Raw genomic sequence first — 12761 nt, forward strand, 5'->3', positions numbered from 1 at the left:
TCGCCTGAACGGCGGGGGGCGATGGCTGCTACCGCAGCGCTGCGGCGGGTGTCGCGGACCGGAATCCCGGTCCGCGACACCCGCCGCGTGCGATGTGGGTCAGTTCTTGAACGCGTCCTTGACCTTCTCGGCAGCTTGCTTGAGGTTGCCCTTCACCTGCTCGCCCCGGCCTTCGGCTTCCAGGTCCGGGTCGTCGGTCGCCCGGCCGGCCGTTTCCTTGGCCTTGCCCTTGAGCTCATCGGCCTTGGCGTCGAACTTGTCGTCGATACCCATGTCCTGCGGGTACCCATTCGCGCGGCTGTTGAACTTCCTCGCGTGAAGTGCCGGAGTGCCGGGCTGCTGGACTGCCGGACTCACGAAGTGCCGGACTCCCCCTGCTGCCCTGTCCTGCCATGTCCGTCAGCCTGTCCGGGGGCGGTGCGGGGCAGGGGGGTGGGTTGGTGCGGGTCAGGGGTGGCGGAGTGGGCGGGCGGGGATGGCGTTCTTTTTTCCTTCCGACGTTTCAGGGAGGCGGAAACGGCGTTTTTGTTCAGTGGCTCTGGCAGGTTCACTCGATCGTGGAGCGGGTGATCGACAGAACCGCAGGTCACGGATGGGCCAGGGTGTCCATCAGCAGGTCGACGAAGTGGTTCATGTCGGCCAGCAGGCACGGGAGTTCAGCGTGCTTGCCCGTGCAGCTCTCGGCCCAACCGGTGCCATCACCGTAGTCGATGAACGTGTGCGGGATGCCCGACGCGATCAGGTGATCCCGCGTGACGATGTTGGTCGCCCACGCCCGGTTCTCGATGACGGCCTGGGCCGGGTTCCCGGTCAGGTTCCCACCGTTGCCCGTGTACATCGCGACCCCCATGCCGCGCAGCGACCCGACGTGCTGGGCCGGGCTCTCCCGGTTCCACACCCCGTCCAGCGGCCAGATCGGGGGACCGAAGATGGACTCCAACGGCACCGTGGGCGTACCGCTGCCCGCCAGCTGGGTGGTCGCGACGACCGCCGCGCGCTGCTCCTGGCTGAGCAGGTCGAGCCCACCCGAGAAACTTCCGACGTAGGCGAACAGGTCCGGTCGGTGTTCGGCGTAGTGGAACGCGCCGAACCCACCCATCGAGTGACCCGAGATCGCCCGTCCGTCCCGACGGGGGATGGTGCGCAGGTTCGCGTCCACGAACGGGATCACCTGGTCCAGGTGGAACGTCTCCCAGTTCTGCGGGCCCAGCGCAGCCGGTGGGTTGACCCAGTTGGTGTACCAGCCGCGGCCCGAGCCGTTGGGTGCCACGGTGATCAGCGGGACGCCGGCGGTGGTCTCCTCGAACAGCCGGAGGTTCGCGACGGTGTTCGGGCGGTCCGGGTGGCCGTGCAGGTGGTACTGGACCGGGTAGTGGGCGGTGGAGTCGTGGTAGCCCTCGGGCAGGGTCACCATGATCACGTGCTCGCCGGAAACCTGGCCCTCCATCACCGAGTACGCCGGCACGTGGGCGGTGCGCACGGTGAACACGAAGGTCCGCCGGTTGTCGTCCACCCACGCCGGTTGGCTCACCACGGTCAGCCCGTGACCGTCCACGAACACCGGCGGTGCGGCGGCGGTCGGGGCGGCCGAGGCGGTGGAACCCGCACCGGACAGGCCGAGCACGCCCGCCAGGGCCACCGCGGTCAGTCGCCGGATCATGCCGCCTCCTCGCACAACGCCGTGGTCAGGACCTCGATGGAGAGCGTCCGGGACTCGACGATGTTCCCGTTGGTCGCCAGGGCCGCGAACCGGCCGTCGTCGGTGGTGAGGGTGATCGAGTAGTGCCCCGTGGACAGCGCGCCGTTGTGGCCCCACGCCTCGCCGCCGCACGGGAGCGGCACCCGGGCCAGCCCGAGCCCGGAGTTGTGGTCGGGCGCGACGGTCCGGCGCATCTCGGCGAGCGCCGCCGGTGACATGAGGCGGCCGTCGAGGAGCGCCCGGAAGAACTTCGCCAGGTCCGTCATGGTGGACGCCATCGCGCCGGCGGAGCTCCAGAAGGTCAGCTCGGTGTTGGTGGTGCCCTCGGTCCAGAAGAAGAACGGGCCGAGCCTGCCGCCGACGTAACCGGGCAGGTGCGGGTCGGCCAGCGCCCGCGTCCCCGGCGCGGGGAACGTCGTGCTCGTCAGCCCGAGCGGGGTGGTGATCCGCGTGGTGATCTGGTCGCGGATGGTGCTGCCGGTGAGCCGTTCGACGAGCAGGCCGAGCACCAGGAAGGCGGCGTTGGAGTAGCCGACGCCGGTGCCGGGTGCGAACTGGGCGGGCTCGTCCATCGCGGAGCGGACCAGTTCGGCGAGCGAGTAGCTGCCGTCCGGGTTGGCGGCGGCGTCGCGGACGTCGCGGACCATGCCGCTGGTGTGCTGGAGGAGCTGGCGGACGGTGATGACGGCGCCGTCGTAGTTGCCGGTGAACACCCCCGGCAGGTACTGGCCGATGGGGGCGTCCAGCGCGATGCGGCCCTCGTCGACGAGCTGGAGCACCACCGCCGCGGTGAAGGTCTTGGTCTGGCTGCCGATCCGGAAGTGCTGGGTCGGGGTGATCGGGCGGACCTGGTTGATCTGGGCCGTGCCCTTGCTCAGGGTCCACGACCCGGTGCCGTTCCCGGCGTAGACGGCCGCGCCGGGTCCGGCCTGGGCCTGGTAGCGGTCGAGCACGGCCCGGGTGGCGGTGTGGTCGTCCTGGGCCGCGACGGCGGTGACCGGTGTCGTCACCGCCGTCGCGACGGCGAGGACGACGACTCCGGTGACGAAGCGTCGGGCCTGGTGGGCGCCTCGCCGTCGGCGAGGTGGTCGGTCATCACCTCGTGCACTCGTGCTCACCGGCCACAGCGTTGGATCCATGGTCCTCCCCTTCCCTCGTTCCACTCGTGGTTCTCCCCCGGTCCGTCAGGCACGGGCGACCGCCGCCGTCTCGCCGAGCAGGCGGAGGAGTCGGTCGTGCCGCAACGGGTTGACGCTCGTCCAGCCGCGGTCGTCGCGGTCCACCCGGACCCGGCCGCGTGCGCTGTCCAGCCACGACACCTCGGGTGGTCGGGTGGCGGGGCCGCCGGTGCGGCGGACGACGCCGAGCCGGCCCCGGCCGGACACGCCGGGCAGCAGGTCGACCAGCCGGTCGACCACGGCCTCGTCGCCGCCGCACGCGCGGACCAGCTCGCGCACGTGGCCGCGGGTGACCGGCTCGCACCCCGGGTCGCCGAGGATCCGCAACGCGCCCTCGACCACTCCGGGCGGCAACGTGATCGGCAGGGTGGCCGCCGCACGCGCCGCCGGGATCAGGAGGGCGAACCGGTCGGCCAGTTCGGTGGCGGGGACGGCGGTCACCGCCACGTCGCCGCCGTGCTCCGGGTGCAGCGACTGGCGGCACACCACCGCGCGGTCCTCGTGGACCATGGCGACCGCGCCGGTGACCTCGGTGGTGCCGATCACCACCAGGTCGACCGCGCCGCGGTGCTCCCGCAGCGCGGTGACCAGTTCGGCCGTGACGCCCACCGGCCCGGTGGCGGTGGCGAGGCCGCGGGCGCGCAGCGCGTGCCCGGCGTCGGCCAGCAGGGCGTCCCGCTCGTCGGTGAACCGGCCGGACGACGGCACCCGGATGGGGAACGGGAACGGGACGCCGGCGTGGGTGGCGAGCAGGTCCAGTTCGACGGGGTCGAAGACGGTCTCGTGCCGGATCGCGGCGGTCACGTCGCCGACCCGTCCGACCGCTCGCCCGCGGCCCGCACGGACGACCCGGCGTCGGCGTCCGCCTCGGTGTAGGAGGACTGGGCGTCGGACAGCAGCTGCCGGAACTCCTCCACCTCGTGCCGGGCCGCGCTGACCTCGCCCGCCAGGCCGGACTCCCCCGCCGCCTCGCGCAGCCGCGCCGCCAGCTCCACGGCGGGTGGGGCGGTGCCGAGCTTGGGCTGTCGTTCGGCGAGCCGGCCCACGGCCGCCACCAGGTCCGCGGTCAGGTCGCCCAACCCGGTCAGCGCCGTGATCCGGTTCCCGATCAGGTCGAGCTCGACCTGGTACCCCGGCTTCACGATCGCGCTCCCGTCAGCTCGCCGATGACCGCCGGGCTGCCCTGGTCGTCCACCTTGAACAGGCCGTGGTCGACGGTCGGCATGCGGTTCTCGTGCGGCTCGTCGTCGCCGTCGTCGGCGTGGCCGCCGACCGGTGTCGCCATAGCGGCCTGCGCCGCTCCCCTCGCCCCGGACGCGTCACCGGCGGGTGGTCCGCCCGGTACGCCGAGCACACCGGGCGCGCCGGGCAGCACGCCCGCGCGCGGTCCCGGTGCGAGCGGCACGCCGTGCCCGGTGGACGGCGCGGGACCGCCGGGGGCCGGTCTCACGCCCGAACCGCCGCCCGCGAGGAGACGGGTCCACGGCACCCCCGTCGTCGGGCCGGTCGGCACCCCTCCGGCCGCCGGTCCGACCACGCGGGTCGTCCGGGAGGCCGGCGGGATCGCGTCCCGGGCCCCGTCGAGCAGCTTGCCGCCGCCGGTCAGGCTCGACTCGTAGGTCTGCATGGCGCGCACGGCCTCGGCCTTCTGCCGGTCCGCGCCGGCCGCGCCGAAGTAGAAGCTGAACCCCGCTCCGCCGACCGCGCCGAACGCCGTGCCCACGCCGGACGTGGTGGTGCCGGTGGGGGCGAACATCGAGCCGTAGTTCGGGATCGAGGAGTACCCGTGGTTCGGGATCGACGAGAAGGACGAGGGTGACATCGTCGGCAGTACCGGAGGGGGCGGTGCGCTCGGCAGGCTCATGGGCGCGAGGCCGAACGCGGACTGCGTGGTGGTCCCCCGGTCACCCGCGGGTAGGCCCGGTGGTGGCGGCATCATGGCTCTCGCCCTGGCCAGCGCGTCGGCGGCGTCCTGGGCGGCGACCTGCCCGGCGTGCGCCAGCTCGCTGATCTTCTCCACCCGCGCGGCCAGCGCCGCCAGCCGGTCGGCCGCCTCCTCCGCCGCCGCGCCGTCCCAGTCGCCGAGCAGCGCGACCCGTTCCTCCCGCAGCACCTGCGCGTGCGCGGCCAGCGCGGCCCGGTGCTCCGCCCACTCGGCGGCGACGGTGCTGACGTCGGCGACGTCCGCGTCCTGCCACAGCATCCGGTACAGCTCCTCGTGGCTGTACGCCTCCCAGTTGACCGCGCCGGCCGCCGCCGGTTCCTCTCCGGACACCCTGGTGATCCCCCTCCCACAGCCGGCCTCGCCAATGCCACCCATGCTCGGGGGACGGAGGCGGCCATGGACAGGCCGTGCGGCGGCCATGTATGGCCGGTTGCGCTGACCTGCGGGAACGAATCAGTGAAGAGCGCGATGGCCCTCGGCCAGGTGATCTTGCAGGCGGGCGTGGCGGAACTGGTAGACCGCGCCCGCACGGCGCAGCACACCTCGCCGGTAGGCGTCGTCGAGGAACGCCTGGACGGCCCACGGCATCCGGCCGGTCAGCGGCAGCCAGAACCGGGCGAACACGAGCCACTGGCCCCACGCGGTCATGCTGATCAGGTAGCCGAACCCGCCGCCGAAGCCGCCGACGACGCCCAGCACCACCCCCGCCAGGCCGGGCCAGGCGATCACGACGCCGAACGGACCTCCGCCGGGCAGCGACATCAGCGCGGTGGCGATGAGCCAGGTGATGACGGAGAAGAACACCGCGAACAGCGGCGCGAACAACCCCATCTGGACGAGCACGGTCCGCCGGTTGGTGTCCAGCAGGCCGGCCGGGCTCGCCGCCGACCGGATGTCCTGCGGCGACTCCCCCGCGGCGATCAGCCCGAAGGCGAGCGCCGCGCCGGACCCGAACACCGCGGCGAACACGCCCGCGTCCACGACGACCATCGCCGGTCCGATGGGGAAGTTCCCCACCAGCCACTTCGCCAGGACCATGAGCATGCCGTAGGAGCAGCCGACCAGCGCGCCGAACAGCAGCCCCATCCGGGCCCGGACCCGCACCCGCGGCCACCTCGACCCCGCGCCCGAGCGCAGCCGCAGCCGGAACCGGACCGGTTCGAGCGGCTGGACCCGGGCGAGGTGCCCGTGCACCAGCCCGAACGACACGCCGGTGAGCGCGCCGACCACGGCGCCGAGCCCGACCACCGGGCCGGTCACCCCGCCGAGCACCGCGCTCTCCAGCACCACGTCACCCAGCCAGACACCGGCGAAGACGACGAGCGTGACCGCGAGCGCCCTGGTGCGCCGGCGCATCGAGGTGCCGAGCTGCCACCACGCCAGGTCGTGCGTGCCGAGCCGGCTCAGGTGGTCGGCGAGGTGGCCGAGCCAGTGCCGGACGTGGTCGACGTCGTAGGCCCGGACGCCGGGGCGTTGCCGGTAGACCGCGGGCACGAAACCGCCGAGCAGGTGCCGTTCGACGGCCTCCCGGTCCGTGAACCGGTCGGTGTCGACCAGCTCGGCCGGGTCGTGGCCGGGTGTGTCGCTGTAGATGCGGCGCGCCAGGGCAACCATCAGCGGGGTGGTGAGCACGGCCGCGAGCGCGCTGTCCGGGTGTTCCCGCACGTGGTCCAGGACCGGCTGCCAGGCCCTGCTCGCGTGGCCGGTGGTGCGCGGCAGGTAGTCGGCGACGTCGGCCGCGGTCAGGTCGACCAGTTCGACCGCGCCGGCCGCCCGCAGCACGCCGGTGGCCGCGACCGCCGCCCGGTACTCGTCCACCCGGCTGGTCAGCAGCAGCGGCAGGGTGGTCGCGTTCAACGCGGCCAGCGCCGCCCGGTGCAGGCCGCCCGCCACCTCGTCGAACCCGTCCAGCACCGGCAGCACGCGGTGCGCGTCCACCAGCGCGGCGGCCAGCGTCGACCCGCCGGGTCCGGGCGCGGCGAGGCCGGGGTGGTCGCGCACCAGCTGGTCGGCCAGCCAGTCCCGCAGTTCGGTGCGGACCGGGTTCCACGAGCCGAGGCCGAAGATCACCGGCACCGGGTCGACGGGCGCGCGGGTGGCCAGCAGGTCGAGCACGAACCGCGTGGTCAGGATCGTCTTGCCCGCCCCGGCCCGGCCGAGCACGATCAGCCGCGCGGACGGCACCCGCCGGTAGACCTCCACGACCTGGTCGAGCCGCCCGGTCAGGTCGAGGGGGCGCGCGGCCTGACCGGGCTGCGCCTGCCGGATGTTGGCCCAGCTGTCGCGCAGCGGTTCGGGCGCGGGCTGCCAGCGCACCGGCAGCGGCACCGGGTCGTGCACCTGCTGCTGCTCCTCCTCCCGCAGCCACCGGCCGTGCACCGCGGACGCGAGCGCGTCGGTCGCCTCGGCCAGCGGGTCGGCGGCCAGCACCGGTCCGGGTGAGGGCCGGCGGTGGTCGCCGCCGGGCCCGACCACCCGCACCGGCGCGTCGTCGTCCGGGTCGGCGGGTTCGGCGTGGCCCGCGGCGGTGAACAGCTCGGCGCGCTCGGCTCCGTCCAGGTGCAGCGCGTCGGCCAGCAGCCGCACCGTGCGCACCTGCGGGTTGCCGCGCTTGCCGGTCTCCAGGCCGCGGACGGTGCGGACACCGAGCCCCGCGCGATCGGCCAGCTCGTCCTGGTTCAACCCGGCACGCTGCCGCCATCGCCGCAGCAGAGCGCCGAACCGGCTCGTCACACCCAACCCCCAGCGTCACGCGTCGAACGCGCGCTCGCGGACACCGGCCCCACCCCCGGGTGACGCCGGCCGTCACTGATCAACACGACCAGCCCCTTAAGTTACCCGGTGGTACCGTCAGGCCGGGGAGCGAGATCGTTGTCGCGCGGATTTCCTTCCGCCGCACGGCGTCCGGCCGGTCCGGCGGCTCGGCGGTGATCCGCGCGCCGCGGACGACGGGGGTCGTGATGAAGGCGTTCCAGGTGGTGCTGGTGGTGCTCGGGCTGTTCGCCGCGGGCACCGGGTTGCTGGAGGTCGTGCTGGGCCCGGCGGTGCTGCTGCCCGGCAGCCCGCGGCCCGAGCCGACGCTGGACAGCAACTACCGGTTCTTCGCGGTGATGTGGCTGGCGATCGGGGTGGCGCTGCTGTCGGTGGCGCCGCGGGTCCGGGAGGCCACGACCGTGCTGCGGTTCGTCAGCGCGGCGGTGTTCGCCGGCGGCCTGGCACGGGTCGTCTCGTGGTCGACGGTCGGTCAGCCGCACCCGCTGATGCTGGTCCTGCTGGGCGTCGAGCTCATCGTGCCGCCGGTCCTGGTGGTGTGGCAACGCCGCCTGACCGCCTGACCACCGCGCCGGGCGGGACCGGCCGCTCGCAGCAGTCGCAGACCAGGCACGTGTGGACGCTGCCGCCGCAGCCCGCGTGCTCGGCCACGCTCGGCGGGCCGGTCGGCGCGGGCAGGTGGCGGTCGCCCCACGCCATGAGCGCCAGCACCACCGGGGTCAGCTCACGTCCCCGGGCGGTGAGCCGGTACTCGTGGCGCGGCGGGCGGTCCTGGTAGCGCACGCGTTCCAGCACGCCGTGCTCGACCAGCCCGTTGAGGCGGTCGCTGAGCACGTTGCGCGCGATGGGCATGCGGTGCAGGAACCCGTCGAACCGGGTGACGCCCGACAGCGCGTCCCGCACGATCAACAGCGTCCAGCGCTCGCCGACGACCTCGAGCGCACGCGCGATCGAGCAGACCTGGCCGTCGTACGTGCGTCGGAGCATCCGCGCATGATAACCAGGCATTTCGGCAAGGAACTTCCCTGTCGGCACGCGGATTCCGGTGTGCCGGCAGGCGGTTCGGCGGGAACCGGGACGTCACCGCGCCGGGAGCGGTTCCACCCGTGCCGCCGGGCCGGCTGCGGCATACCGATGCCGCAGCCGGCCCGGCGCTCAGGCGCCGTCCGCCGCGCCCGGCGGTCGTGCGTCCGGCACGTGGTCCGGGTCGTCGGGGCGGTCGGGGACCTCGCCCGCGGTCGTGGTGCGCCGGTCCATGACCTCGCCCAGGTAGCGCAGCACCACCGCGACCGCAGCGACGACCGGCACGGCGAGGAACGCGCCCGCGATGCCGTAGAGCGTGCTGCCCGCCGTCACGGCGAGCAGGACGACGGCGGCGTGCAGCCGCAGGCTCCGCGACTGGAGCACCGGCTGGAGCACGTTGCCCTCCACCTGCTGCACCACCACCACGATCACCAGCATGATCAGCGCGGTGGTCGGGCCGTTGCTGACCAGCGCCACCAGCACGGCCAGCGCGCCCGCGATGAACGCGCCGACGATCGGCACGAACCCGCCGAGGAACGTCAGCGCCGCCAGCGGGACGGCCAGCGGCACGCCCAGCACGACCAGGCCGAGGCCGATCAGCACCGCGTCCACCAGGCTCACGATCGCCTGCGTGCGGATGAAGTCGCCCAACGTCGTCCAGACGCGGTCCAGCACGACGGTCACGTGCCCGCCGGCGCGCTCGCCGATCACGCCGCGCAGCCACGGCGTGAACCGCGGGCCGTCCTTGACGAACAGGAACGCCAGCAGCAGCGCGACGATGCCGGTGACGAGACCGGAGGTCACCGTGCCGACGCCGGTGATCAGGCTGTTCGCGATCGACCCGACGCTGGACCGCAGCTGGTCGATGCCCTGTTGCAGCAACTGGTCGAGCTGGCCCTCGCCGATGTTGAGCGGCGGGCCCGCCGCCCAGTCCAGCGCCTGCTGGAGCGCGCGGGTCGCGCTGTCGGCGATCTCGGGCACGCCGGACGCGATCGAGGTCGAGATCAGCGCCACCACGCCGCCGAGCACGACCAGGCCGCCGAGCAGCACGATCGTGGCGGCCAGCGCGGCCGGCACGCCGCGCGAGCGCAGCCACCGGGCGGGCGGCCACAGCACGGTGGTGATGAGCAGGCCCAGCAGGACCGGCATCACCACCACCCACAGCCTGCCGATCAGCGTCCACAGCAGCCAGAAGCCGATCGCGACCAGCGCCAGCCGGGCGCTCCACCGGGCCAGCCAGGTCACCCCGTGCCCGATCGCCTGACCCCGGTCGGCCCAGCGGCGGTCTTCAGCGCTCACGTCTTCCCATCCCCTCCACCGCGTCGCGCCTCGCGGCGCCTGTGCGGCAGCCTGCCAGAGCCGGCCGCGCCGGTCGTGCCGCCCCGCCCGCTGTCAAGGCCCGCACCAGGACAAAACCTGTCCGGTCCGCGACCTTGACCGCGCGTTCGACGGACACCCACGATGGCGGAACAACATCATCCGGCGCGACCAGCAGTGGGAGTTGACAACGATGTCATCGCTTCGCCGCGTCATCACGGCGCGGCTCGTGGCCCTGTTCGCCGTCCTCGGTTCCGTCCTCGTGCCCGTGACGCCGGCGGCGGCGGCCCCCGCCGACTGGGTGATCACCGCGCCGGGCACGGCGGCCCTGGCCGCGCACGTGAGGCTCGACCCCGGCACCGGCGGCCTGACGTTCGCCGTCTCCCGGCAGGGCCGCACGGTGCTCGCGCCGGCGTCGGTCGGGCTGCGCACCACCGGCGCCGACCTGACCCGGGGCCTGCGCGCGGTCGGCCGCGCGGACCGGCTGGTGACCGAGCGGTACGCGATGACCACCGGCAAGCGGCTGGAGCGGCAGAGCCGGATGACCGAGACGACGCTGGCGTTCGCGGGCGCGGGCGGCGCGCGGCTGGACCTCGTCGTGCGGGTCGCGCCGGACGGCGTGGCCTACCGGTACGTCGTGCCCGACCCCGTCACGGTGACCGGTGAGGCGTCGTCGTACCGGCTGCCCGCGGACGCCCCGGCGTGGTTGCTGCCCTACAACGCCTGGTACGAGGCGAACCGGGTGCGCACGACGGCCGGCGCGGCCGAGGGCGACTTCGGCCACCCCTCGCTGTTCCGGGTCGGCGAGGACTACGCGCTGCTGACGGAGTCCGACGTGGACGGCCGGTACGCGGGCAGCAGGCTGCGGCACGCCGCCGGGTCGGCCGACTACCAGGTCGTGCTCGCCGACGAGCAGGTCACGGACGTGGTGCGCACGCCGTGGCGCACGGCGATCGTCGGCTCCCTCGCGACCGTCGGCCAGTCCACCCTGGTGGACGACCTCGCGTCGCCCTCGAAGGTCGCCGACACGTCGTGGGTGCGGCCGGGCAAGGTCGCGTGGTCGTGGCTGAGCGAGCACTCCAGCCCCGGTGACTTCGCCCGCCAGAAGCAGTACGTGGACTTCGCCGCCCGCAACGGTTGGGAGTACGTGCTGGTGGACGAGGGGTGGCGCGACGCGTGGGTGCCGGAGCTGGTCCGGTACGCCCGCGCGCGGGGTGTCGAGGTGCTGCTGTGGTTCCACTGGTCCGCCCTGGACACGCAGGTCGAGCGCGACACCGTGCTGCCCAGGGTGCGGCAGTGGGGCGTGCGGGGCGTGAAGCTGGACTTCATGGAGTCCGACTCCCGGGCCCGCTACCAGTGGTACGACGCGGTGCTGGCCAAGACCGCCGAGCTGCGCCTGATGGTGAACTTCCACGGCTCGACCATCCCGCACGGCCTGGCCCGCACGTGGCCGCACGTGATGACGATGGAAGCCGTGCGCGGCGCGGAGAACTCGCCGCCGGCGGCGAACAACCCGGTGCAGTTCTTCACCCGCAACGCGGTCGGGTCGATGGACTACACGCCGGTGTCACTGGAGGTCGGCCCGAAGGAGGCGTCGGTCGCGCACGAGGTGGCGCTGCCGGTGCTGTACGAGTCGGGGTGGACGCACTTCGCCGACAAGCCGGAAGCCTACGAGCGGTTCCCGGAGGCGTTGCGCTACCTGAACCAGGTGCCGACGGTGTGGGACGAGACCCGCGTGCTGGGCGGCGACCCGTCCGAGCACGCCGTGGTGGCGCGGCGGTCCGGTGACCGCTGGTTCGTCGGCGCGGTGTCGGCCGGGGACGCGCGCACGCTGCGGGCGTCGCTGGCGTTCCTGGGCGGTGGCCAGTGGCTGGTCGAGGTGGTCCGGGACGGCGTCGAGCGCGGTGACGTGCGACGGGACGGCCGGATCGCGCGGTCGTCGGCGACGCTGGAGGTGCCGGTGCCGCGCAACGGCGGGTTCGCGGCGGTGATCTGCCCGTACCTGCCGGGGGTGCTGACGTGCGACCGGCCGGTGGTGCCGGTGCCCGCCACCACGCTCACCGTCACGCCGTCGGGGGTCGTGGACGCGGCGCCGGGCTCGGAGTTCGAGGTGACCGGCAGCTTCACCGCCCGGGCCGACGTCGAGGACGTCGTGCTGACCGCGGCTGCGCCCGAGGGCTGGACGATCACCGGCGCGCCGGTCGAGCGACGCTCGCTGCGGGCGGGCGAGGCGATCACCGGCCGGTGGACCGCGCGGGTGGGCGGTGACAGCCCGGTGGGCGCGGTGGACGTGCCGGTGTTCGCGGAGTTCCGCGCGCCGGGGCACGACCGGGTGCACGTGGAGCAGGCGGTGCGGGCGTTCGTGCCGCCGTCCGCGCCCACCGGTGACCCGCACGTGAGCGACCTGCCGTTCATGAGCGAGAGCAACGGGTGGGGCCCGGTCGAGCGGGACCGGTCCAACGGCGAGAACGCCGGTGGTGACGGCGGCCCGCTGACCATCGGCGGCGTGGTGCACGAGAAGGGCATCGGCGTGCACGCGCCGTCCGAACTGTCGGTGTACCTGGGCGGCGGCTGCCGGGCGTTCACGGCGGTGGTCGGGCTGGACGACGAGACGACGGAGCCGGGGTCGGTGGTGTTCCAGGTCTTCGGCGACGACCGGCCGCTGTTCGACAGCGGGGTGGTGCGCGGTGGCGACCCGGCGCGGCCGGTCTCGGTGGACACCACCGGCGTGCGGATGCTCAGCCTGCGCGTGACCGACGGCGGCGACGGCCGCAACTTCGACCACGCCGACTGGGCCGACGCCCGGTTGGCCTGCGCGTGAGAAGGG

The 12761-nt window shown here is 74.0% G+C and carries 11 protein-coding genes; 2 read left to right on the forward strand and 9 right to left on the reverse strand.

From position 1 onward, the window contains the following. Window positions 1-99 precede the first annotated feature (99 nt). The 7 genes from ACIQMJ_RS22035 to ACIQMJ_RS22065 all read right to left on the reverse strand — a co-directional run bounded on the left by ACIQMJ_RS22035 (window position 100) and on the right by ACIQMJ_RS22065 (window position 7555). Window positions 100-273, reverse strand: coding sequence for a CsbD family protein (locus ACIQMJ_RS22035; RefSeq protein ID WP_233825793.1), 174 nt, complete (start codon window positions 271-273; stop codon window positions 100-102). Window positions 274-586: 313 nt separating this feature from the next. Then, entirely contained in the window at window positions 587-1660 is a 1074-nt protein-coding gene (locus ACIQMJ_RS22040; protein ID WP_499762867.1) for an alpha/beta hydrolase, read from the reverse strand. Beyond that, a complete protein-coding gene (locus ACIQMJ_RS22045; RefSeq protein ID WP_499762868.1) occupies window positions 1657-2709 on the reverse strand; it encodes a serine hydrolase domain-containing protein in 1053 nt (350 codons plus the stop codon). The genes ACIQMJ_RS22040 and ACIQMJ_RS22045 overlap by 4 nt, the downstream gene beginning before the upstream one ends. A 174-nt stretch (window positions 2710-2883) precedes the next feature. Beyond that, complete coding sequence (locus ACIQMJ_RS22050; protein ID WP_499762869.1) at window positions 2884-3681, reverse strand: ESX secretion-associated protein EspG; 798 nt, start codon at window positions 3679-3681, stop codon at window positions 2884-2886. Further along, complete coding sequence (locus ACIQMJ_RS22055) at window positions 3678-4019, reverse strand: hypothetical protein (protein WP_499762870.1); 342 nt, start codon at window positions 4017-4019, stop codon at window positions 3678-3680. Before ACIQMJ_RS22055 ends, ACIQMJ_RS22050 begins: the two co-directional genes overlap by 4 nt. Further along, entirely contained in the window at window positions 4016-5152 is a 1137-nt protein-coding gene (locus ACIQMJ_RS22060) for a hypothetical protein (protein ID WP_499762871.1), read from the reverse strand. The genes ACIQMJ_RS22055 and ACIQMJ_RS22060 overlap by 4 nt, the downstream gene beginning before the upstream one ends. Window positions 5153-5275: 123 nt before the next feature. Then, entirely contained in the window at window positions 5276-7555 is a 2280-nt protein-coding gene (locus ACIQMJ_RS22065; RefSeq protein ID WP_499762872.1) for a helix-turn-helix domain-containing protein, read from the reverse strand. Between the two features lie 227 nt (window positions 7556-7782). Between ACIQMJ_RS22065 and ACIQMJ_RS22070 the strand changes: the two genes are divergently transcribed. Next, the gene (locus ACIQMJ_RS22070; RefSeq protein WP_499762873.1) at window positions 7783-8157 is read left to right on the forward strand and encodes a DUF4345 domain-containing protein; all 375 of its coding nucleotides are present in this window, start codon (window positions 7783-7785) and stop codon (window positions 8155-8157) included. Here the strand turns inward: ACIQMJ_RS22070 and ACIQMJ_RS22075 are convergent. Beyond that, a complete protein-coding gene (locus tag ACIQMJ_RS22075; protein WP_499762874.1) occupies window positions 8108-8581 on the reverse strand; it encodes a winged helix-turn-helix transcriptional regulator in 474 nt (157 codons plus the stop codon). The genes ACIQMJ_RS22070 and ACIQMJ_RS22075 overlap by 50 nt on opposite strands. A 168-nt stretch (window positions 8582-8749) precedes the next feature. Continuing rightward, on the reverse strand, window positions 8750-9916 hold the full coding sequence (locus ACIQMJ_RS22080) for an AI-2E family transporter (RefSeq protein ID WP_499762875.1): 1167 nt from the start codon (window positions 9914-9916) through the stop codon (window positions 8750-8752). A gap of 211 nt (window positions 9917-10127) precedes the next feature. Here ACIQMJ_RS22080 and ACIQMJ_RS22085 point away from each other — a divergent pair, with 211 nt between their 5' ends. After that, complete coding sequence (locus tag ACIQMJ_RS22085; protein ID WP_499762876.1) at window positions 10128-12755, forward strand: NPCBM/NEW2 domain-containing protein; 2628 nt, start codon at window positions 10128-10130, stop codon at window positions 12753-12755. Window positions 12756-12761 lie beyond the last annotated feature (6 nt).

The sequence above is a fragment of the Actinosynnema sp. NPDC091369 genome (genome assembly GCF_044757065.1).
In the GTDB taxonomy this organism is placed as follows: domain Bacteria; phylum Actinomycetota; class Actinomycetes; order Mycobacteriales; family Pseudonocardiaceae; genus Actinosynnema.

Bases quoted from the DNA above. Each gene is read 5' to 3' on its own strand.
- ACIQMJ_RS22070 (WP_499762873.1), top strand. From the start codon at position 7,783: ATGAAGGCGTTCCAGGTGGTGCTGGTGGTGCTCGGGCTGTTCGCCGCG.
- ACIQMJ_RS22085 (WP_499762876.1), top strand. From the start codon at position 10,128: ATGTCATCGCTTCGCCGCGTCATCACGGCGCGGCTCGTGGCCCTGTTC.
- ACIQMJ_RS22035 (WP_233825793.1), bottom strand. From the start codon at position 273: ATGGGTATCGACGACAAGTTCGACGCCAAGGCCGATGAGCTCAAGGGC.
- ACIQMJ_RS22040 (WP_499762867.1), bottom strand. From the start codon at position 1,660: ATGATCCGGCGACTGACCGCGGTGGCCCTGGCGGGCGTGCTCGGCCTG.
- ACIQMJ_RS22075 (WP_499762874.1), bottom strand. From the start codon at position 8,581: ATGCTCCGACGCACGTACGACGGCCAGGTCTGCTCGATCGCGCGTGCG.